This window comes from Rhodococcus sp. 05-340-2, assembly GCF_002258915.1.
GTDB lineage: Bacteria > Actinomycetota > Actinomycetes > Mycobacteriales > Mycobacteriaceae > Rhodococcoides.
The window spans coordinates 484261-504210 of the sequence record NZ_NOYU01000042.1; the positions used below are offsets into that span (position 1 = coordinate 484261).

The 19950-nt window shown below is 63.1% G+C and carries 23 protein-coding genes and 1 tRNA gene; 10 read left to right on the top strand and 14 right to left on the bottom strand.

What is annotated here, in order from left to right; all coding sequences use genetic code 11:
* The first annotated feature begins 151 nt into the window (after positions 1-151).
* Positions 152-1048 carry an SDR family oxidoreductase gene (locus CH271_RS27420; RefSeq protein WP_094635598.1) on the top strand — a complete coding sequence of 299 codons (897 nt, stop codon included), beginning with the start codon at positions 152-154 and terminating at the stop codon, positions 1046-1048.
* Here the strand turns inward: CH271_RS27420 and CH271_RS27425 are convergent.
* Positions 1041-2660, bottom strand: coding sequence for an MFS transporter (locus tag CH271_RS27425; RefSeq protein WP_094635599.1), 1620 nt, complete (start codon positions 2658-2660; stop codon positions 1041-1043). The two genes, CH271_RS27420 and CH271_RS27425, sit on opposite strands and share 8 nt — an antisense overlap.
* A gap of 98 nt (positions 2661-2758) precedes the next feature.
* Entirely contained in the window at positions 2759-3346 is a 588-nt protein-coding gene (locus CH271_RS27430) for a TetR/AcrR family transcriptional regulator (RefSeq protein ID WP_230596355.1), read from the bottom strand.
* A gap of 119 nt (positions 3347-3465) precedes the next feature.
* Between CH271_RS27430 and CH271_RS27435 the strand changes: the two genes are divergently transcribed.
* From CH271_RS27435 to CH271_RS27450, 4 genes are all read left to right on the top strand, one after another.
* Positions 3466-5154, top strand: a complete 1689-nt coding sequence (locus CH271_RS27435) for a nitroreductase family deazaflavin-dependent oxidoreductase (RefSeq protein WP_094635600.1) — start codon at positions 3466-3468, stop codon at positions 5152-5154.
* Positions 5155-5367: 213 nt separating this feature from the next.
* Positions 5368-6339 carry an alpha/beta hydrolase gene (locus CH271_RS27440; protein WP_094635601.1) on the top strand — a complete coding sequence of 324 codons (972 nt, stop codon included), beginning with the start codon at positions 5368-5370 and terminating at the stop codon, positions 6337-6339.
* Between the two features lie 9 nt (positions 6340-6348).
* Positions 6349-7398, top strand: a complete 1050-nt coding sequence (locus tag CH271_RS27445) for a helix-turn-helix domain-containing protein (protein WP_256986569.1) — start codon at positions 6349-6351, stop codon at positions 7396-7398.
* Positions 7399-7405: 7 nt separating this feature from the next.
* A complete protein-coding gene (locus tag CH271_RS27450) occupies positions 7406-7894 on the top strand; it encodes an SRPBCC family protein (protein WP_094635602.1) in 489 nt (162 codons plus the stop codon).
* 1 nt (position 7895) lies between these two features.
* Here the strand turns inward: CH271_RS27450 and CH271_RS27455 are convergent, their stop codons facing one another.
* Positions 7896-8177: a DUF7218 family protein gene (locus tag CH271_RS27455; RefSeq protein WP_037193228.1), complete on the bottom strand. Its 282-nt coding sequence runs from the start codon at positions 8175-8177 to the stop codon at positions 7896-7898.
* A 122-nt stretch (positions 8178-8299) separates the two neighbouring features.
* On the opposite strand from CH271_RS27455, the gene CH271_RS27460 reads away from it, so the two are divergent.
* Together CH271_RS27460 and CH271_RS27465 are read left to right on the top strand one after the other, a co-directional pair.
* Positions 8300-9418: a hypothetical protein gene (locus CH271_RS27460; RefSeq protein WP_256986570.1), complete on the top strand. Its 1119-nt coding sequence runs from the start codon at positions 8300-8302 to the stop codon at positions 9416-9418.
* Between the two features lie 59 nt (positions 9419-9477).
* Positions 9478-10185: an enoyl-CoA hydratase/isomerase family protein gene (locus CH271_RS27465; RefSeq protein WP_094635603.1), complete on the top strand. Its 708-nt coding sequence runs from the start codon at positions 9478-9480 to the stop codon at positions 10183-10185.
* A 9-nt stretch (positions 10186-10194) separates the two neighbouring features.
* On the opposite strand, the gene CH271_RS27470 is transcribed toward CH271_RS27465, so the two are convergent.
* The 6 genes from CH271_RS27470 to CH271_RS27490 form a co-directional block, all read right to left on the bottom strand.
* Positions 10195-11088, bottom strand: a complete 894-nt coding sequence (locus CH271_RS27470) for a universal stress protein (protein ID WP_094635604.1) — start codon at positions 11086-11088, stop codon at positions 10195-10197.
* Between the two features lie 115 nt (positions 11089-11203).
* Complete coding sequence (locus CH271_RS27475; RefSeq protein ID WP_094635605.1) at positions 11204-12232, bottom strand: LLM class flavin-dependent oxidoreductase; 1029 nt, start codon at positions 12230-12232, stop codon at positions 11204-11206.
* 83 nt (positions 12233-12315) lie between these two features.
* Positions 12316-12486 carry a hypothetical protein gene (locus CH271_RS29060; RefSeq protein ID WP_179274613.1) on the bottom strand — a complete coding sequence of 57 codons (171 nt, stop codon included), beginning with the start codon at positions 12484-12486 and terminating at the stop codon, positions 12316-12318.
* 73 nt (positions 12487-12559) lie between these two features.
* Positions 12560-13399: a trypsin-like peptidase domain-containing protein gene (locus CH271_RS27480; RefSeq protein WP_179274631.1), complete on the bottom strand. Its 840-nt coding sequence runs from the start codon at positions 13397-13399 to the stop codon at positions 12560-12562.
* A gap of 1 nt (position 13400) precedes the next feature.
* Positions 13401-14783 (bottom strand): alpha/beta fold hydrolase, encoded by a 1383-nt coding sequence (locus CH271_RS27485; RefSeq protein ID WP_179274632.1) that lies wholly within the window; start codon positions 14781-14783, stop codon positions 13401-13403.
* A gap of 271 nt (positions 14784-15054) precedes the next feature.
* A complete protein-coding gene (locus CH271_RS27490) occupies positions 15055-16236 on the bottom strand; it encodes an alpha/beta fold hydrolase (RefSeq protein ID WP_179274633.1) in 1182 nt (393 codons plus the stop codon).
* A gap of 155 nt (positions 16237-16391) precedes the next feature.
* Here CH271_RS27490 and CH271_RS29525 point away from each other — a divergent pair, with 155 nt between their 5' ends.
* A complete protein-coding gene (locus CH271_RS29525) occupies positions 16392-16799 on the top strand; it encodes an aldehyde dehydrogenase family protein (RefSeq protein ID WP_306437424.1) in 408 nt (135 codons plus the stop codon).
* On the opposite strand, the gene CH271_RS27500 is transcribed toward CH271_RS29525, so the two are convergent.
* The 3 genes from CH271_RS27500 to CH271_RS29690 form a co-directional block, all read right to left on the bottom strand.
* Positions 16701-17114 carry a hypothetical protein gene (locus tag CH271_RS27500; protein WP_094635609.1) on the bottom strand — a complete coding sequence of 138 codons (414 nt, stop codon included), beginning with the start codon at positions 17112-17114 and terminating at the stop codon, positions 16701-16703. The genes CH271_RS29525 and CH271_RS27500 overlap by 99 nt on opposite strands.
* Positions 17115-17319: 205 nt before the next feature.
* Positions 17320-17787, bottom strand: coding sequence for a GNAT family N-acetyltransferase (locus tag CH271_RS27505; protein ID WP_094635610.1), 468 nt, complete (start codon positions 17785-17787; stop codon positions 17320-17322).
* Positions 17690-18274 (bottom strand): GNAT family N-acetyltransferase, encoded by a 585-nt coding sequence (locus CH271_RS29690; protein WP_143546131.1) that lies wholly within the window; start codon positions 18272-18274, stop codon positions 17690-17692. Before CH271_RS29690 ends, CH271_RS27505 begins: the two co-directional genes overlap by 98 nt.
* Before the next feature lie 57 nt (positions 18275-18331).
* Between CH271_RS29690 and CH271_RS28600 the strand changes: the two genes are divergently transcribed.
* Positions 18332-18862, top strand: a complete 531-nt coding sequence (locus CH271_RS28600) for a hypothetical protein (RefSeq protein WP_179277879.1) — start codon at positions 18332-18334, stop codon at positions 18860-18862.
* A gap of 147 nt (positions 18863-19009) precedes the next feature.
* On the opposite strand, the gene CH271_RS27515 is transcribed toward CH271_RS28600, so the two are convergent.
* Positions 19010-19083 (bottom strand) — tRNA-Lys (locus tag CH271_RS27515).
* 92 nt (positions 19084-19175) lie between these two features.
* On the bottom strand, positions 19176-19397 hold the full coding sequence (locus CH271_RS27520) for a DUF3618 domain-containing protein (RefSeq protein WP_032375974.1): 222 nt from the start codon (positions 19395-19397) through the stop codon (positions 19176-19178).
* 77 nt (positions 19398-19474) lie between these two features.
* Between CH271_RS27520 and bcp the strand changes: the two genes are divergently transcribed.
* A complete protein-coding gene (bcp, locus tag CH271_RS27525) occupies positions 19475-19948 on the top strand; it encodes a thioredoxin-dependent thiol peroxidase (protein ID WP_032375973.1) in 474 nt (157 codons plus the stop codon).
* Positions 19949-19950: the final 2 nt, after the last annotated feature.

The following is a 19950-nucleotide window of genomic DNA, read 5'->3' on the forward strand; positions in this document are numbered from 1 at the left end:
GTGGAGGTTTGCGGTCCGCACGATTCGGCAAACCCCAGGAGGACAGCGACCCCGGACGGCACGTTCACCGTGAGTCGTCTCCACTGAACCGAAGCGGCTCGTTCGACTTGCCGCGTGGAGCATTTCACGCACACCGAGGCAAGGATCGACAATGTCCGACCAGTTCAGCAAGTCCGACCCGAGAACCGCGTTTCCGATGCCCGACCGGGCCGAGCAAGGACGTCTCGAGCACCCAGGACTGACCCGTGACATGGTCACCGTTCCCGACCACGGTGAGGATTCCTACCGTGGATCGGATCGTCTGCACGGCCGCAGAGCACTCATCACCGGTGGCGACTCGGGTATCGGCCGAGCCGTTGCACTTGCCTTTGCGCGCGAGGGTGCCGACGTTGTCATCGCACACCTCGAATCCGAGGGTCCTGACGCGCAGACCACTGTCGACCTCATCGAGGGAGCGGGCCGCGCAGGCAGAGCCATCGCCTGCGATCTCACCGACGAGTCGCAGTGTGTGCAATTGGTCGACACCGCATCCGAGGTACTCGGTGGGCTCGACATCGTCGTCAACAACGCCGCATTCCAGATGGCCCAGATGGGCGGGATAGCCGACATCACCACCGAGCAGTTCGATCGGGTGCTCAAGACCAACCTGTACGCCTTGTTCTGGATCTCGAAACGCGCTGCAGAGATCATGGACGCAGGATCGACGATCATCAACACCACCTCGATTCAGGCATCGAACCCTTCTCCGGAATTGATGGATTACGCCACGACCAAGGCAGGAATCGTGGCCTTCACCAAGGGCCTTGCCGGCGACCTTGCAGAGCGTGGAATTCGCGTCAATGCTGTTGCGCCGGGACCGATTTGGACACCGCTCATCCCCGCGACGATGCCGGCGGAGAAGTACGAGAAGTTCGGCGAGACCGTCCCGCTGGGGCGACCTGGACAACCCGCAGAGCTGGCACCGGCGTATGTCTTCCTGGCATCGAACGAATCGAGCTACATCACCGGCGAGACCATCGCGGTCACCGGCGGCACGCCCTTCAACTGATCCTGTCGCCGTCCGCTTCAGCGCGCCACGCGAGCAGCACACCGTTTCCCTCGGGTCGTCGCCACGGCAGGAACAGCGCGACGGCAAGCGCACATGCCACAGCGGCTCCGACGGTGACGAACGACGCGAGCTGAAAGCCCTCCAGGCAAGCAGCTTTCATCGCGTAAATCAGGTCGGCCTTCTGTGTCGCGAAGATCGGGTTGGTCGGCGCTTTCACGATCTCGATCACGCTGACGACCGTCTCGCGCGCGAATGCCTTCTGATACGGCTCCATGATCGCGTCGGGTATCGCGTCGATCTTCGGACTCACCTGAGCGGTGTAGATCGATGCGACGATCGACCCGAGCGCGGCTACCCCGAGCGTTCCGCCGACCTCTCGCGTGGTGTCGTTCACCGCCGAGCCCGCACCTGCTTCGTCGAGCGTCACCGAGGACATGATCGACTCGGTGGCAGGGCCCTGCACGATCGCCAAGCCGAGGCCCATCAGAATCATCGAGACGAGAACCGGCCCCAGATAGGGCGTTTCGACTTCCACCTGCCCTGCGATGAACATTCCGGTGCTCATCACGATCAGCCCGAAGACGATCACGGCAGTGGTTCCGATGCGTTGCGCAACGATCGTCGCCAGCGGCGCACCGATTGCGATGGATACAGCGAAGGGCAGCGAGTGAATGCCGAACTCCAGTGGGGTCAACTCCATCACCCCCTGGAAATACTGGGTGATCATGAACAGGAAGCCGAACATACTGAAGTACGCCACGGCAATTGCCAACGCGGGCAGTGAGAATCGCCGGTTCCGAAACAGGTTCAAATCCAGCACCGGAGACGGTGTTCGTAGTTCCCACCAGACGAAAGCGACGATGGCAGCCGATCCTGCCAGGTAGGCTCCGACGCTCGTTGCAGACAACCAACCGTTGTGTGGCGCTTCGATGATCGCCCAGACCAGCACGGTGATGCCCGCCAACGACAGCGCGATGCCCAGGGGGTCGTACTTGCCGACATGCTCTGCTTTGGACTCCGGCACGCAGGCCAGCGCAGCCACCAGAACGAGCAGTGCCACAGGAACATTGATCCAGAACACCGAATGCCACGAGAAGTGCTCGAGCAGGAATCCACCAGCCGTCGGGCCGATGGCGATGGCGAACCCGGCCATGGCCGTCCAGGCCGCGATGGCCAGCGCTCGCTCCTTGGCGTCGGTGAAAATGTTGATGATCAGTGCAAGGGTCGCCGGAAACACCGCGGCCGCACACACTCCCATAGCCGCTCGGGCCGCGATCACCTGGCCCAGATCGGCTGCGACGGCGCCGCCGACCGACATCACCGCGATACCCGCCAGTCCGACGACCATGATCTTCTTACGACCGTAGCGATCGCCGAGGTGACCGAACGCCAACAGCAATCCAGCGAACGTGAGCGTGTAGGCGTCGACCACCCACTGCAATCCGCTCATCTCGGCACGCAGCTGCAGTCCCATCGAGGGCAGCGCGACGTTGACGACGGTGTTGTCCAGCACGACGAGCAGCTCGGCTGCGCAGATCACGATCAGCGCGAGGTATCGCCGACGGAATTGGGGCACATCCGCCAGGTGACGGGAGGTGGTGGGTGACGACATCGGAATCCCTTCCACTATGACGGTTGGCATAGTTCATGAAGGGAAGTTAGCTGTAACTGGAAGTTATAGCAACACCTGCCGCCCCATCCTGGCCGGCATCAGCGGCCGGCCGACGCCTCCAGCACCGCCTCGAGCAGGGCCGACAACTCCCCCTCGGTCCGATCCAACGCCGTGGTGGAGCGCTGCGCCTTGGCCATGATCAGCGCACCTTCGATGGCGGCGATCGCGAATGTCGCCAACGCGTACGACCGCTCGCGAGTCAATCCGCGCTGCCAGAGAGACGCCGCTATCACGTCCTCCCAGGACGAGAAGGACTCACCTGCCGCGGCCACGGCCTGCGGCGCATGCAGCCCCTCGAGCGCGGCCGGCGCGACAGGACAGCCCGCAACGAAATCCGTGGCCAGCAGTTCGCTGCGGAATCCCTCCAGAATGGCCCGCACGGTCGCAGACGGACCGGCGGAAGCCAGGCCGGCCGAAATCATCGCGCTCATCGCGGCACCCGCAGTACGGGTCGCCTCTTCCACCAACTGAGGTTTGCCGCGGGGAAAATGGTGATAGATCGACCCGCGCGGCGCGCCCGCATGATCGATGACGTCTGCCAGCGAGGTGGCGTCCACGCCGCGTCGACGAAACAGGTGCGCGGCGCTGCGCAACATGTCGTCCCGAGCATTGCTTCGATTCGCCATCCGAACCCCTCCCGAGGACACCACAATGATTGACGTGACGCCTCGTTACATCTACAGTCCCTCTGTATCTATGTTGTGCATCATAGCTTGAGCCGCAGTCCAGGAACCGGAGAAACGCCATGTCCCCTGACACCGACGTGATCGACCTGAGCAGCCCGCTCACCCTCGCCTGCGGGCAGATCTTGCCGAATCGTGTGATGAAGGCAGCTCTCAGCGAAGGACTGTCCACCGCCGAGCACGGTCCGGACTCCCGCCTCGAAACGCTGTACCGCCAGTGGGGCGCGGGCGGCTACGGCCTGGTGGTGACCGGCAACGTGATGATCGACCGATCTCACCTCGGCGAACCGGGCAATGTCGTCATCGAGGACGACCGCGACCGCGACGCGCTGGCCCGTTGGGCGAAAGCAACGTCCGACGGCGGTGCCCCCATCTGGATGCAGCTCAATCACCCGGGCCGGCAGGCCAACCCGATCGTCACCCGCACCAAGCCCGTGGCACCGTCCGCGGTCGCCCCCAACATCCCGGGAATTCCGGCACCGCGGGCGTTGAGCGAGAACGAGATCCGCGACATCATCGGCCGATTCGCCACCGCAGCGGCCGTGGCCGAGACGGCCGGATTCGACGGCGTCCAGATCCACGGGGCGCACGGATACCTGGTTTCGCAGTTCCTGTCGCCGCTGTCCAATCGACGCGACGACGCCTGGGGCGGCGACCTCGACGGACGGATGCGATTCGTACTCGAAGTCGTCCGCGCAATCAGATCAGCGGTGTCCCCGAGTTTCGCAGTGGGAATCAAACTCAATTCCGCGGACTTCCAACGCGGCGGCTTCAGCGAGGAAGAATCACGCATCACCGTCGAGCATCTCGTTCGGGAATCCATCGATCTCATCGAAATCAGCGGTGGCAGTTACGAATCACCCGCGATGATGGGCACTGCGAGCACCCGCGATCGTGAGGCGTACTTCCTGGAGTACGCGCGGACGGTGCGCGACGCGGCAGGAACCGTGCCGCTGGCGGTCACCGGCGGCTTCCGCACCCGCTCGGTGATGAATGCGGCAGTGCAGTCGGGTGAGTGCGACATGGTCGGCCTCGGCCGTCCGACTGCCCTCGCCCCTGCCGTCGCGAACTCTCTGGTCGACGGCACGCTGGATCGGGTCGAGTCGCCACGCGTGGCTCTTCGCGTCCCGTCGAAGTCCAGCGCGTTCAAGCAGATCAACGGCGCACTCGATCTGCAGTGGCACACCGACCAATTGCAGCTCATCGGCGCTGGACGGCAGCCGAATTCCAGCCGTCCGGCGTGGAAGACTGCCGCCACGATGATGCAGCGCAACGGCTGGGACGCGTTCCGCAACCGCCGAGGTGCCGCTCGGACGGACACATCTGCTGCGGTGACGAAGTTCCGCCGCGAGCGCTTGATCGGGAAGTACCTCGCCAATCCCATCGTGAACGGATTGACGTCCCTGGGAGTGACGACCTCCCTGGTGACCGACCTCGAGACCGTGGGACGCAAGACCGGGCTCGCCCGTCGCGTGCCGGTGTCGGCGGCATTCGACGATTCCGGTGCGTGGCTGGTATCGCAGCACGGCACCAGGTCCGGTTGGGGTGCCAATATCGCGGACATACCGGGAATCCGGATTCGAGTGGGCAACCAGTGGCGCAGCGGCACAGCCACATTCGTACCCGACGACGACGTCGCCGTCAGAGCGAGGTCGTTCTCCGGCAATCCCCTCCTCGGACGCATCATCGGAGCCGGCTTCCGAGCGCTCCAGACCGACCCGGTCTCGGTCCGCATCGAGTTCGACGACTGACCGGCCCGCCGTCGGAGACGACCGCATCGTGCGGATCGACAGGTTTACCGACGACGGTGTGCTGCTCACTGCGCTCCGGACCCTTTGACCTGATGAACGATGCCAACGCTTGGAGTCCATCACCGCTGTCATCCGACGCCCGTCGGATGACAGCGACCAGAGTTCCTCCACGCAACGAGTGACACAGGACACACTCGCGGAGATGATGAACTCATGACCCACTTCCCCACTCTCGACCCCGAACTCGCCGCAGCCGTCACGATGCTCCCGAGTCTCGATTTCGGCGACGTTGCGTCCGCGCGATCGACGTTCGACTCACTCCTCGATGCCATGCTCGCCGATCTGTCGATGGACGGAGTATCCCTACGCGAGCTCACCGCCCCCGGGCTCGACGGTGCGCCGGACGTCGTCGTTCGATTCTTCACGCCGGAACACGTCGCCGGACCGTTGCCTGTGCTGGTCTGGATCCACGGCGGCGGATTCGCCATTGGGACAGCCGCTTCCAGTGATCCCTACTGCGTGGATGTCGTCCGGGAACTCGGACTCGCAGTGGCGAGCGTCGAATACCGGCTGGCCCCGGAGACCCCGTTTCCCGGGCCACTCGACGACTGCTACGCGGCGCTCACGTACATCCACTCGCACGCGGACGAATTGGGAGTCGACCCGACGCGGATTGCCGTCGGAGGGCAGAGCGCCGGTGGTGGCCTGGCAGCCGGAACGGTTCTCCGAGCTCGCGACGAAGGCGTCGTTCCGGTGGCCTTCCAGTTGCTCGAGATCCCCGAACTCGACGACCGCCTCACCACCGTGTCGATGACCGAGTTCGTCGATACACCCATGTGGCACCGTCCCAACGCAATTCTGTCGTGGCAGTACTACCTCGGCGAGTCCTACAGCGGACCGGACGACCCGAACGTGTCGATCTACGCCGCCCCGGCTCGAGCCACCGATCTTGCCGGTCTGCCGCCGACGTACGTCGCGACGATGGAGCTCGATCCGCTTCGCGACGAGGGCATCGACTACGCGGTGCGGTTGCTGCGGGCCGGAGTGAGCGTCGAACTGCATTCGTTCCCCGGCACTTTCCACGGATCCGCGCTGCTGGCAACCGCGGAGGTGAGCAAGCGCGGACATGCGGAGGCGTTGGACGCCCTGCGCAGGGGCTTGCGCCTTCGGGTAACCGCCTCGTAGCGTCGGTTCATGCAAGGACTGATGTACCGGCTCGCGGAGCTCGATGCCGACTCCGCGGGCCTGGTGCGCGTGATCGATTATTTCGATGCGCTGATCAGGCACGGCGCGGACACATCCGCGATGCTGCGCGCCAGCGCTGCTCTGGCCGACTGCGTAGTCGGAATCGACGTCGTCGGCACGTCCGGCGGACACCGCCAGCACGCGCGCTGCGATCCGAAGGGCCGCTGGCTGACTCAGGCTGTGGGCGAGCGGTCGGCAGTCAAAGACGTCGTGGTCGACGACGTCGTGATGGGCTCGGTGTGGATCGAGCGCGCCGGTCCCGCGCTCGCTCTCGACGACATGCTCGTCGATCGGATGGCCCTGACCGCAGCCATCATTTTGGTTCCCCGGCACAGTCCGTCCGCCGCCGAACACACCCGAGCGGTGCTGTTTCCAATGGACGACATCGCACTCCTCAGTTCGCTGACCGCGTTGCACATCGAGCCGACGGCACGTGTCCGAGTTGCCGTTGCTGCTGCCGACTCACCGCCGACAACCAACGCGCCGACGGCCGGACGATCGACGCCGATCACCGTCGAGGACCATGTTCTGCATCTCCTACCAGGTGAACTGTCGACTCCGTGGGTGGGTTCCGGCCGTGTAGGCGTCTCGTTGGCCATGCCTGCGTCTGCCATCCACCGGCATCTCGGAAACGCGCGGTTCGCACTGGCCCAGGCAAGCGAGTCCGAGCCCGTCGTGACTGCCGATCGTTTCGGCGCGCTGAATTTGCTGGAGACGGGAAATGCCTTGACAGCCAGCGACATACCCGATCTGGTACGGGTAGCCGAACTACGCACGACCACTCACGGGATCGAGCTGATCGATACTCTGCGCACGTATCTGGGGTCGGGCAGTTTACGCGCGACGGCCGACCGGATGCACCTACACCACAGCAGCGTTGCGCATCGACTGGCCAAGATGTCGGAGGCCGTCGGCTATTCGGTGGATTCCATCGAGCACCGTGCCCGTGCAACGGCGATGATGATGGTGCTCGACGGCAGTGGTGTCGGAGTCGCATAATCACTCGATGGCACCGACTCCCCTGGGCACACTGAGAACCACCGACACCGGCTTCGCCCTCGACTTGAGCAGAACCATCTCGGCACCACGTGAGGATGTATGGGCACGCCTCACCGAATCGTCCCGGACGGCGCTGTGGTTCGGTCCGTGGGAGCGGATCTCGCACAACACCGTTCGCGTCACGATGGCATTCGAGGAGGATGCGCCCGCGTCGGACATGATCATCGACGCGTGTGAGCCGCCGGGCCTCCTGGCAGTGCGGATGACCGGCGAGGGCCAGTGGCCTCTCGAGGTCCGTCTGACCGAGAGAGGCCCTGGGACCGTTCTCGTGCTCGTACACAGCTGCGCGAGCACGGACGGTCTGGGAGAGATCGGACCGGGGTGGGAGTACTACCTGGACATGTTTGTCGCGGCCGGAAACGGCGACCCACTCCCGAGTTTCGACGACTACTACCCATCCCAGCAGGAGTACTATTCGTCGCTGCGCCCGCAGTGAATCAATGGTGTCGGAGCGCGTCGATGAGCTCCTCCTTCTTCAGTTTCGAGTAACCCTCGAGGCCCAGTTCTTTGGCTCTGTCGGTCAATTCGTCCACGGTCCAGTCCTCGTAGGATCCGGACTTCCCTCCCTTCTCACCGATCTGATCCCTGCCCTCCTTCGCGGCCGCGTTCGAAATTCGAGCAGCCTTCTCCTTCGAGTTGCCCTCTTCTCGAAGCTTCTCGTACAGGGCCTGATCCTTCAGTTGCGGCTGGTCCCCGGTCTCGTTCTTCTTCGCCGGCATCGAACTTCCTCTCGCTGGACTGCATCGACTTATCGAATGCGCTACCCGGTCTGCACGACGACAAACCTCGTTCCGCGACAGACGAGTGGTGTGCACCGAGCGTCATCGGGTAAGCGATCGAGATGCACTTCGATCGATCGGCCTCTGCGGGCCGAGACAACACCGGCCACCACGACACCACCGACGCAGACGATGCACCGCTCTCGGTGGGCGTGGTCAGTGACAACGGCTTCGCGTCGACCGTCGCGTCCGCCATCATCGACAAGTTGCCCGACCACGCGATGATCGTCGGGCACCGGCGGGAACTACGGGTGTCCGGAGCGTCGGTTCCGCTCCCACCCACCGCGACCGGTGCCGCCCCACTCGGTCAGTGGCTGGCATCGGTGCAAGCCACCGACAACTACGACATCGTGTTGTGTGTGTCGGAAGTGCCTCGCCGTCTCGGGTCGCGCCCGGTGATCGCCGAGATTCGCGGTGGCACGACAGGCGCGCTGTACGTGCCCTCTTTCGGAACGCTTGCGGTCCGGCGACGCGCCGTCACCGCCGCTCTCGCGGTGTTGCACGAGTTGATCGAAGCCGACGACCCCTCTCGGCAGCCGCGAAGATACTCTCGGTCTCGCTGGGCTCCGAGCGATTCCGGGGAAGGTGCCGAAGTTCTGCTGACGTCGAGCATGTTCGGCCGAACCAGGTTGGTATCAGGGATGATTCGGTGTAATCGCCCGTGGAGATTGGTTCCCACGTTGTCGGGTGCGCTTGCTGCCGCGAGCGCGGCGTCCGCCTTCGGCGTGTTCTACGCGAGCATCTGGCAGATGGCAGCGTCGATGAGCCTCGGACGACTGGCGATGATCGGAGTCACCGCGGTGATGGCCATGACGGTGTGGGTCATCTTTCCCAATGGGCTGTGGGAAAAACGCTCGTTCCGAAGCTCGACGATCGATCGCTGGATGTACAACGCAGCCACCCTCGGAACGGTCCTGACCGGTGCGCTCTGCATGTACGCGCTGCTGTTCGCGGTCGTACTGTTCTCGGCAGCAGTGGTCATTTCACCGGACTTCCTGACTGCGCAGATCGGTCGCGACGCGACTCTCGGCGACTACTTCGCCCTGGCATGGCTTGCCGCTTCGCTGGGCACGGTGGCAGGCGCGGTCGGCTCCTCCGTGGCAGATCGCGAGGACATCCTCGGCGCCACCTACGGTCACCGCGAACTCATTCGTCGAGAGTCGGCTACCGCGTCTTCGTGACCACCGACGAACCCTCGGCGTTGTGAGTGAGAACAACAAGATGTGGGTACGTTCGGGATATGCCATACCTCGAACGCGTTGCCGATGTCTTCGTCCTGAACCTCGGAAGTCGAGGTGTCGACAACACCGAAAATCGCATCAGCCCGGATTGGGTTGCCGAGATCAACACTCTGCTCGACGAGGTCGAGGCCAGTTCCGGTGCTGCTGCGCTCGTCACGACAGCGACGGGCAAGTACTTCTCCACCGGAGTGGACCTGTCGTGGGGCGCCGAGAACCTCGACCAGATCAACCGGTTCATCGGCACCGTGCAAGAGATGTTGGTGCGCTTTCTGACACTTCCGATGCAGACGGTCGCGGCCATGCAGGGACACACGTTCGGTGGTGCCGCATTCTTCGTGATGGCGCACGACCACCGAATCATGCGGTCCGATCGCGGCTTCCTCTGCTTCCCCGGTGTCAACATCGGCGCGACCTACAGCCCGGGAACCGTCGACATGGTGCGAGCGAGGCTGGCACCGCACGCCTTCCACGAGGCGCTCACCACCGGCCGCCGCTACGGCGGAGGCGACGCCATGGCACTCGGTTTGGTCGATGCCGTATCGGCCGCCGATTCACTGCTCGACGACGCCATCGCCCGCGCAGGCGACCTGGCCGGAACTCGTGGCGACGTTCTGGGCGAGATCAAACGCACCATGTACGCCGGTGAGATCCGTTCCCTGCTGACGCCTGTCGCAGGCGTCGACGAAATGGAATGGGCCTCGAACTAGGTGACGCCGTCAATGCACCACGAGCACCGGACATTCGGCGTGATGCACCAAGTTCTGGCTCACTGATCCCAATATCGCTGCTGTGAAGCGATTTCGGCCACGGCTACCCACGACCAACACCTGAGACGTAGCGGAGATCGAACGAAGTTCGTGTGCCGCCGAGGCACCGACGGACACTGCCCGAACCGGCACCGACGGATACTTGTCTCGATAGGCATCGACGTTGGCCTGCAACCACTGTCGTTCCGCCTCACGAAGGTGCTGCCAGTCGACGGAGGTGCCGTAATCGAGTTGGTCGGTCTCGTGCACGGCACCCACGTGGACGGCGAGCAGCTCTGCATCCAGGATGCTCGCAAGCTCGAATGCTGCCGACAGTGCGCGCTTCGACGGCTCTGATCCATCGACCCCCACCGCGACGGGTACCGGTTCGGATCCCGAGTCGCGACGTTCGTGCCACACCAGCACCGGGCAGGTCGCGGCGTTGACGATTGCCGTCGCCGAATACCCGAAGACGATGTCGCGCAGTGGACCCGACTCGCATGCGCCGACGACGAGCATCGCCGCGTCCGCGGAGAGCGTCTTGGCCATACGTGCAGCCGACAGCTCCGATACCTCCGATTCGACCGCCACCTGGGGATCGACTCCGTGCACCACCTCGACGGCGCGAGCGAGTACACTTTCACCCTCCTGCCGCAGACGCGTCGGGAAGTCGGTGGTGTTCAGCTCGGCGGCGACGGCCGCACTCCACTCGTCTTTCGGTGCACCGTGGACGAGGCGCACCGATGTCGAGGCCGCCCCGGCGAAATGCGCCGCCCATTCGGCCACCCCCTTGTCCGTGGGCGAGCCGTCGACCACGACCGCGAGCGGTCCGTCGAATGTGGTTGCCGCGATCGTGTGGTCCATCGTTCCTCCGTTGGCCGAAGACGGTGTTCTGCGTCGTCTCCTACGATCGACGCTTCGTCCACGGCCCACTAGGGCATTTGGCCACCGTGATTGCGGGCACTTCGGGTCGGAGCGGCTATGCCGGGGCAACCAGAGGTGCGACTTCGGTGCCGAGTAGTTCGATGCCGCGCAGAAGGTCGCTGTGGGCCAGCCGCGGATTTGTCATCTGCAACGACAGTCGGTCCACACCGCCCAGTTGTTCGCTCACTCGCAGAATCTTGTCGGCCACCGTCTTCGGATCTCCCATGAAGAACGCGCCGTTCGGACCGGAAGTGGCGTCGAACTGTTGCCTGCTCGGTCGGGCGAATCCACGCTCCCGCGAGATCTTGGTGAACATCTCGTTCCAGCCGGGGTAGATCGTGTCTGCCGCAGCCTGTGTGGTCTCGGCGACGAAGCCGAACACGTGCAGACCCACCTTCAGTTTCTCCGGAGGGTGACCCGCTTGGGCTCCGGCGCGCCGGTACAGATCGACGAGCGGAGCGAACTGTCGTGGTTCGCCGCCGATGATGGCGATCATCAGTGGGAGCCCCAGAAGCCCTGCGCGAGCGAAGGACTCGGGAGTCCCACCGACACCGACCCAGATCGGTAACGGATCTTGCAACGGACGTGGGTAGATGCCCTGACGGTTCAGCGCCGGGCGGTGCCGACCGGACCAGGTCACCTCAACGTTGTCCCGGATCTGCAGCAAGAGGTCGAGCTTCTCGGCGAAGAGCGAGTCGTAATCGGCCAGATCGAGTCCGAACAGAGGGAACGACTCGGTGAAGGATCCGCGTCCCACGACCAGGTCGATCCGGCCCTTGGAGATCAGGTCGAGAGTGGCGAACTCCTGGAAGACCCGAACCGGATCGTCGGCGCTGAGTACCTTGACTGCGCTGCCGAGTCGAATGTTCTCGGTGCGCGCGGCTGCCGCGGCGAGAATGATCGACGGAGCCGAGTCGTAGTACTCACTGCGGTGATGCTCGCCGATGCCGAAAGAATAGAGCCCGACCAGATCCGCGAGGGCGATCTCCTCCAGCAGGTGACCCATTCGCTCCTCGGGAGCGATCACCCGGCCGTCGGTCGGATCGGTCACGGAAGAGACGAAGCTGTCGACGCCCAGATGCATGGTGGGACCTTTCGAGTCGGGATGGTCGCTTGCAACAGCATCGGTGAAGATTCAATTATTCCGATGCGAGATCGAGCAGGTGACTACTCTCCCCAACGCTTCAGCTCCTCCGCCGCGTAGTACATCTGCTGCGACGCACCGAAACGAACGAGCAACTGTTGCTTCTCCTCGTAGAACCAGACCACGGTTCCGTACATACCTGCCATGGGCCCGCTCAGCGGTGTGACTCCGTCGCCTACTCCGAATCCGTCCATGCCTGCACCGTACAGACGGACCGGACCAGGGCCCGAGATCGAAGACCGCGACGTCCGATCCCGTGGTGGCCGACTACGGTTTGGGCAGCAGACAGTCACGTGCTGCAAGGTCGAGCTTCCCAGCCTTCAAGCAAGTCGCCAACGCCGCGACCGGTGGCGCATAACTTGCGCCCGCCACTACCGTGATCTTGCCATCTCGGTCTACCTCACAGGGTTCGTCGATGAGACACTGACCACCGGAAGTGTTGTGCGAGTTGTTGATTCCCACTATCTTGTTGGTCTTCCGATCTATCACAGCCGCACCGGACGCGCCAGGCTGCGAGGAGCATTCCGGTGAGTAGGACATGACGTCTCTCGTTTGGAGCCCGACCTCCATCACGGTGGGGACCACTCGCGCCACCGAGCATTGGACCGACGTTCCGACAGCCGCCGCCACCACCTCGATCTCTTGGCCGACCCTAGCTGGCTCGGGATCCAACATGCGCCCCCGGATACCGAAATCCGCATCGATCTCACCGTAGGTCTTACTCAACTGAAGGAGTGCCACGTCCGTCTCGGTCATCGTCCAATAGACGCGCTTCTCGATTTGCACGGCGGCGATACCTGCGCCTTCCGCATCCGATAGATTGACCGATTCCTGCAAAGGCTTGTCGATATTTGCCCTCCCGAGCACGCTGTCGTCGAGCGAACAATGCCCGTTGGTCAAGAACAAAGCCTTGTCGTCCTTGGACATTCCATCGTCGATGACGAGTGAACCCGAACAGCCGTCGAAGGTGCCCGTTCCAAGGTACGAAATATCCTCGGCAGTCGGCGGCGGGTCTGAATCTCCCGGATTCGCAGAGCACCCGACCACGCCTACGAGAACACTTGCCAGCGCGCTTACTGTGACGATCCGAAACATGAACGTTCGCATACTAGCTCTCCTCCCGCGCCAGGCACTCGGAATCGTACGGAGCGGATCCCTGCAGAAATTCGGATATTCTTTTCGCACCGCATTCGGTGAAAATCGATGCACTGTGCCTAGCATCGTTCGTGGTGAACAACGAGCCATTCAAGATATTTCTGGCTTTTTCGGCTCCGGCATACGGCGTTGTCGATTCGTACCGGTGTGCTCCGATCTGAAGCGGACTGCTCTTTCCCGCCGCGGACCAATCCGGGCGGTCTGTCGAGAACGGCCAACCCGCGCAGATCGAGGACGGCACACGCTCGATCACCAGATTGTCGGCAGGTGTCTCGGCACGCCACTCCATGTATCGATTCCACACGTCGTCCGCATCACGACCACCCTCGGCCAATGCACAGAAGACAGGAGTGTACGACTCGTTCGAGCCGGACAGTTTCGAATCGATCTTGTCATCCGAGAACAGAGGATTGCTTTCTCCCTCTACAGGAATCAGTTTCGACGGCAGTTGTCCGTCTCGCAACGTCAGCAAAGACCGCGCCGCCATCGCAGGCTGGTCGAGCAGCAGCGAGAGTATATCGTTGCGCATCAGAACGGTGTCTCCGCTCTTGTACCTCGATTCCGCGTCGTCGACGATCTTCTCGACCGAAGCGCGGGTCGATTCCTCGGTGTCCCCGAGGTTGTAGAACCGTTGATTCTGCGCGAGGTACGCAAAGAGTCTTCGATTGGATGCGCGGCTGAGCGCATCTTGGGACACGTAGTCGGAGCCGTCGCGAAACTCCGGATCCAGGATCGAATCCAGCCACATTCGCGAGACTTTGTCGTCGAACATCGCTCGATATGTCATACCTACGACGGTTCCGTAGGACACGCCGTAATACGCCATCTGCTCTTCACCGAGGGCCTCACGAACACGATCGACGTCGCGGGCGATGTTCGGTGTGGTGATCTGACGCACATACTCCGGCTCGCATTCGACCAGTGCCTTGTTGGCCTGGGACGTCCAGTCGAAGCCGGCATCGAAGTCCACCTTTTGGGTACCGGTCACTGTGGGGTACGGAACAGATGTCGGCGGACAGTTCAACGGTGTACTGGCACCAGTGCCTCGGTAGTCGAAACTGACGATGTCGTACTCACGGACCGCTTCCCGTATCGGACGGTTGGCCAACTCCAATGGATACGTGATGGAACCCTGCCCGGGTCCACCTTGATGCGTCATCAACACGCCTCGCCGTTTTTCCGGGTCCGCTGCACGGAGTCGAGAAAACGTGAATTCGATCTTTCGCCCGTCGGGCACGGCGTAATCCATCGGCACTTCGATGGTTGCGCATTCCAACTCTCGAGCCGCAGATCCTCCGCCGCGTGCGTCGATCTTCGAATCGAAGTCCAGGATCACGTCGTTGCAGGGTTTCATGTCGACCCGAGGAGTCGGGGCTGGTGACCATTCGGACTCGGCCTGGGCTACGCCCGATGTCAGACCAGCCGCGACAACCGAACCGACCACAGCCACTCGGACGCTCCCACGAGTAATTCTCGAAAGTTTCACGCTCCCAATTTCGCCTGCCGATGTCTTCGCACCGTCTTCGTTGCGTCCAGCATCCGTAGCAATTGTTCGTGGAGTCTGTAACAGTCGAATGCAGGGGACCGTCGTGGGAGCGTTCTCCGAGTCAGACTCCGGTGACGAGCCTGGCAATCCACTCGAGCAACTCGGGGTAAGCAGCGATGTTGGTGGCCGTATGGTCGACTGCGGGAACGAGATCGGTTCCGAAGTCGAACTCCCGAACGGTGATGTCGGTACCTTCGGCGGCGCGCCAGCGCTGCGCCAGGAGACGGCTCTGCGCGATCTCGACGGAGGTGTCGTGGACGCCGTGCACGATCATCACGGGAACGGCGGGCGCGGTGAACCCGATAGTGTTCTGCTCCGTCAGCGGACCCAGCACGGGCCCCGTCATCAGTGTTCCCAGGGAAGAGCCGTCAGCAGTCAGGTCCTCGGACCGCAACGGTCCGTAGGTGAGAGCGTCGACCGTGCAGAAATTTTGTGCCGCATCGAGAGCTGCCCGCCCGCGATCGTTGAACAGTGCCCGAATCTGTTCGGACAGGTCGGGGTGAGCGCCGATCAGGCCGCCGATCGTGTACAGCATCGTCGCGGCGGACTCGGAGCCGTCCTGGCCGTCGACGCGCAGCACAGGATCGGTCGGTGCAGCACCGACGAAGGCACCGACCACGGCCAGGTCGGGCGCGTAGGTGGAGGCGAGCTCTGCGGCGGCGGCCGAAGCAACACCGCCCGCCGAGTATCCGTAGAGCACGACGGGCGCGTCGGTTTCACTTGCTGCCGTCCGGGCCGCGTCGAGCAAAGCGCGGGCGCTGGCAACCCGGCCCAGAAACTCGTATTCGCCAGGGGTTCCGAGCCCTTGGTAATCCGTCGTGACCACCTGGTATCCCTGCGCCAACAACGGCAGCAGCGCCGGCATCGTGGTCGTCAACCCTTGCTCGGACGAACCGGAGCAGCGGTCGGCGATCCCGTAACTACCGGGCGCATAAGCGATCACGGGCCGGGGCCCGGGCCCCCTCCACGCAGGGGTTGGTGTAATCAGAAGTCCCGACACCGCCACCGCACGATCACGGGGATCGGCCGAGCGGTACAGAATGCGCTCGGTGTGCGAGCCCAGAAGGTCGAGCTGCGGCACGGGTTCTCGGCGCACGATTGACCCGGATGCGTATGCCTCGAGGCCGAGGACGGGCGCACTGTAGAAGTCAGCAGCACCGGGAGCCGCCGAGCCGGGTGCGGCCGACAGAGCGAGGGACCCGACAAGAACGGATAGGGCGAAGGTGACGAACGGCAGTCTCATGTCGCGAGCCAGTATGCAGCCCCGAAAGCGGATATGCACTCTGTGATTCATGGGGCCGTGCGTCGATCTGGTTCGAACCCCACGAGTCGATCGAACTCTCCGCAGTTCACCTCACGCTCGGCGCACGAGTTCCGGCAGCGGTGTGGGCTTCCACTGTGTACAAGGCGCACAATATCGCCGCCGGATTCAATGCTGGCACGGTGTGGGTCAACAGCTACCACGTTCTCGATCCTGTCCTCCCTTTCCGAGGCTACAAGCAGTCAGGTTGGGCCGAGAGCATGGTGCGTCGGTCTTCGAGGCGTCACCGAAACGACGACCGCGATCCTCAACAGGGGTGGCCACGCAGTCGACTTCGACAGCAACACAACCTCTTCGGGCTCGCAACACCGGGGCGGGCTGGCCGAGCAGCTCGTCCGCCCCGCCTTCAGCACGACAGCATTGCGTTCCTCGAGTCGGTCGACGAGTCAGGGCGCTACCAGGCAGATCGGTCCGAGCGCCGTTGCTGGATTGACCGTCACTGTTGCGATGGGTCCACCGGCCGAGGTCTGGTACCCCATGAGTGAATGCTCGCCCGGGGTGAGGGGCGTCCACAGGGTCACTTTGTGGCCGAGGATCGCGGGAGTACTGAAGTACGGATCGAACTGCCAGACGAACTCCTCGATGGGCATGATGGAGTTGTAGTCCAAAGCCCCTATGTCGGTTCGGGGTTCGTTCACCCGATCGGTCCGCGCAACCGCGACGTACGTGCATCCGACGCCGTACGGTGTGGTCGGCCCGAAGCTCAGCCCAGGCAGAATATCGAGGTCGACAACTTCGGCGGACGCGGACGGCGCGACCCATGATCCGAGCCCGATACAGATGGCTGCGACGACGGACACGCGAGCAGGCCAGCTTGGTTTCATACCCATTGGTCGGCTGCGTGAACGGTTGCGTTACAGGCCGAACAGGCCGGCTTCGGCACCGTCGTTCCTTGCCCCCGACACTGCGTGCGGCCGTACCGTGAGTCGGAATTTCCCGGCCTGTAGTGTCGCCGCGACCCTCCACCGGCTCACGACCATCCCAGGAGGCAGGAATCGATGGGGTTCAGAGCTGCTTGCGCATCTTCACACTTGTGGTTTCATAACCGGCTGACTCGTACATCCCGCGCGCGACAGCATTGAAACCGAACACGCTCAGTCCCAGCGTCCGCGCGCCCTCCGCACGTGCATGGTCTTCGGCGAGCTGCATCGCTGCTCGCCCATAGCCCTGGCCTCGGTGCTCTGGCTCGACTACGACATCCCACACCCACCACGAGCTGGCGTCGTCCGAGTTGTCTCGGCCGATCCAGAGGTACCCGACGATCTGGCCGGTGTCGTCGACGAGGTCGAACACAGCGTTACCCGGTGTAGGAGCACCCGCCGGGAAAGCACGCTCGATGGCATCACTGGAGTGCTCTTCAGCGGCGCGTGGTGTCTCACCTGTAGCGATCAGGTCCGTCTTGTACTCGCTCTGACTCCGTTTCAGCCATGCGGGAAACCGTCGAGGAGTGATCGGGACGAGTGTGATCGACATGTCGCCAGTCTGACAGCGGGCCTCGCGCCGACCCTCGACAGGTATTACCGACACGCCCTGGGAATCGTGACTGCACCGGATCTGAGGGTGAGCGTCCCAGTGCACTCCTGATCGGGCATCGACAACGATCACCGGACTGTTGGGCCCGTCGAGTTGTGCTCGGTCGAGTGCGTTCGTCCAGTTCGATCGCGTCGCTGGAGCGCTCGATGACGTCGAACATCGACGCACCTCCAATTCGTTTCTGCCGCACCAGGGAATCTCCGACTAGTGAGCCCCGGTGTCCCGGTCGCACGAAGAGTCGGAACACCGCGAGCGCACCGGGCTCGTCGACGACGACGTGTCCGACGATGCGATTCCCATGCTCGGCAACCCATGCGCCCGCCATGTTCTCGGGTGTCGACCAGCCAGCCGGATCGTGTGACCAACGATGCGGATAGTCGTCGGATTCGTGGTTCTCGCGGAGTACCTCTCGACACACGTTCAGCATCTTCTGGACCGAATGCAGCTGATAGGCGCGCTGAACAGATCGAGAACCGTTGTGTCGGTGGCAGATTGCGAACGTCTACCGACCACCAACTTTCCGCTGCGCTTCGGCACGCTTTTTGATGTACGCATTCCGAACGCACAGGACGCGACGAAGATACAGCTTGCCCGGGACGTCCAAGATCACAGCGCCGAGTCGTCCGCCACGGAATTTCACCGACATGATGTCGACCATGTGCGTGTGTTCACTTCGTGCGAGAAACAGATGTTCGTGACGCATCGAGGCGAAGGGGCCAGTAACCTGCTCATCCACGAAATACCGCGAGGGCTCGTACACCGTGATGCGACTGGTCAAGGTGAACCACACACCGAGGTGCCTGGAATGGATTTCGATTTCATCGCCCAAGCGAAGAGCACTTCGACCCGAGTCGACTCGAACGCTCTCACCGAACGATCCCTGAGATTCGGCGTGAACGAAAGCATCCGATTCCAGATCGAAGACCACTGCGGGGTCCGCGTCGATCAACGTTGTCAGCCGGATGATGAAAGCCATCCGCATAGCTTCGCAGGTCACCCATTCCGCTACTCGTGACGACCTCTCACAATGACGGAAGCCGTGGGTCGGGTGTGTGAATCCACGCACGCATCGGTGGATACGTCCGAGATGAATCGACGACGCAGCCAGCCGAACGAAAAACGCCCGCTCACCAGATAATTCTGATGAACGGGCGTTTCGTTGTGCGCCATCAGGGATTCGAACCCCGGACCCGCTGATTAAGAGTCAGCTGCTCTAACCAACTGAGCTAATGGCGCCGATCCGCACCGCGTGTTCTCTGCGGTGCGGGAGAAACATTAACAGCAGATGCCGCCAGATGTGAAATCGGCTGGTCGGAGCGCCTGTCGTGTCAGTTGAAGATCCTGCGAACCACGAGAACTGCCACCACTGCGCCCACTCCGAGGAGGGTGAACTTCACTGCCGGCTCGTTGAGCTTGGCCACCACGGACTGCTTGGTGTTGGCGACGATGTTCTTGGGGCTGGCACGGACGCTCAGCTCGTCCAGGGTGCTGGCGAGCTGATTGCGAGCGGCCTCGATCTCGCGCTCGATTCGGTCGGTGTCCTTGGCCACGTGTCCTCCAGCTTGTTGCAAATAGTCTCGGTCGCAGTCGAGCCTAGAGCACGACGATATTTCGATACTCTCGTGCGGTGACCGAATACAGCAAGCTCGAGCCGGGCGACACCGCTCCGGCGTTCACCCTGCCCGATGCTGACGGCAACGACGTCTCTCTCGCCGACTACGCAGGCAAGAAGGTGATCGTGTACTTCTACCCCGCCGCGAGCACCCCGGGCTGCACCAAGCAGGCCTGCGACTTCCGCGACAGTCTCGCCGAGCTCAACGGCGAAGGCCTCGAGGTCATCGGCATCTCTCCCGACAAGCCGGCCAAGCTCGCCAAGTTCCGCGACAAGGAAGAGCTGACGTTCCCGCTGCTCTCCGACGAGGAGAAGACGACCCTGCAGGCGTGGGGCGCATTCGGGGAGAAGAAGAACTACGGCAAGGTCTACGAGGGCGTCATCCGCTCCACGTTCCTCGTCGACGAAGCAGGCAAGATCGAGGTGGCGCAGTACAACGTCCGTGCCACCGGCCACGTCGCCAAGCTCCGCCGCGATCTAGCGGTCTGAGA

Coding starts and splice junctions, on each gene's coding strand:
- CH271_RS27420 (WP_094635598.1), top strand. CDS start 152: ATGTCCGACCAGTTCAGCAAGTCCGACCCGAGAACCGCGTTTCCGATG.
- CH271_RS27425 (WP_094635599.1), bottom strand. CDS start 2,660: ATGTCGTCACCCACCACCTCCCGTCACCTGGCGGATGTGCCCCAATTC.
- CH271_RS27430 (WP_230596355.1), bottom strand. CDS start 3,346: ATGGCGAATCGAAGCAATGCTCGGGACGACATGTTGCGCAGCGCCGCG.
- CH271_RS27435 (WP_094635600.1), top strand. CDS start 3,466: ATGTCCCCTGACACCGACGTGATCGACCTGAGCAGCCCGCTCACCCTC.
- CH271_RS27440 (WP_094635601.1), top strand. CDS start 5,368: ATGACCCACTTCCCCACTCTCGACCCCGAACTCGCCGCAGCCGTCACG.
- CH271_RS27445 (WP_256986569.1), top strand. CDS start 6,349: ATGCAAGGACTGATGTACCGGCTCGCGGAGCTCGATGCCGACTCCGCG.
- CH271_RS27450 (WP_094635602.1), top strand. CDS start 7,406: ATGGCACCGACTCCCCTGGGCACACTGAGAACCACCGACACCGGCTTC.
- CH271_RS27455 (WP_037193228.1), bottom strand. CDS start 8,177: ATGCCGGCGAAGAAGAACGAGACCGGGGACCAGCCGCAACTGAAGGAT.
- CH271_RS27460 (WP_256986570.1), top strand. CDS start 8,300: ATGCACTTCGATCGATCGGCCTCTGCGGGCCGAGACAACACCGGCCAC.
- CH271_RS27465 (WP_094635603.1), top strand. CDS start 9,478: ATGCCATACCTCGAACGCGTTGCCGATGTCTTCGTCCTGAACCTCGGA.
- CH271_RS27470 (WP_094635604.1), bottom strand. CDS start 11,088: ATGGACCACACGATCGCGGCAACCACATTCGACGGACCGCTCGCGGTC.
- CH271_RS27475 (WP_094635605.1), bottom strand. CDS start 12,232: ATGCATCTGGGCGTCGACAGCTTCGTCTCTTCCGTGACCGATCCGACC.
- CH271_RS29060 (WP_179274613.1), bottom strand. CDS start 12,486: ATGGACGGATTCGGAGTAGGCGACGGAGTCACACCGCTGAGCGGGCCC.
- CH271_RS27480 (WP_179274631.1), bottom strand. CDS start 13,399: ATGCGAACGTTCATGTTTCGGATCGTCACAGTAAGCGCGCTGGCAAGT.
- CH271_RS27490 (WP_179274633.1), bottom strand. CDS start 16,236: ATGAGACTGCCGTTCGTCACCTTCGCCCTATCCGTTCTTGTCGGGTCC.
- CH271_RS27505 (WP_094635610.1), bottom strand. CDS start 17,787: ATGTCGATCACACTCGTCCCGATCACTCCTCGACGGTTTCCCGCATGG.
- CH271_RS29690 (WP_143546131.1), bottom strand. CDS start 18,274: ATGCTGAACGTGTGTCGAGAGGTACTCCGCGAGAACCACGAATCCGAC.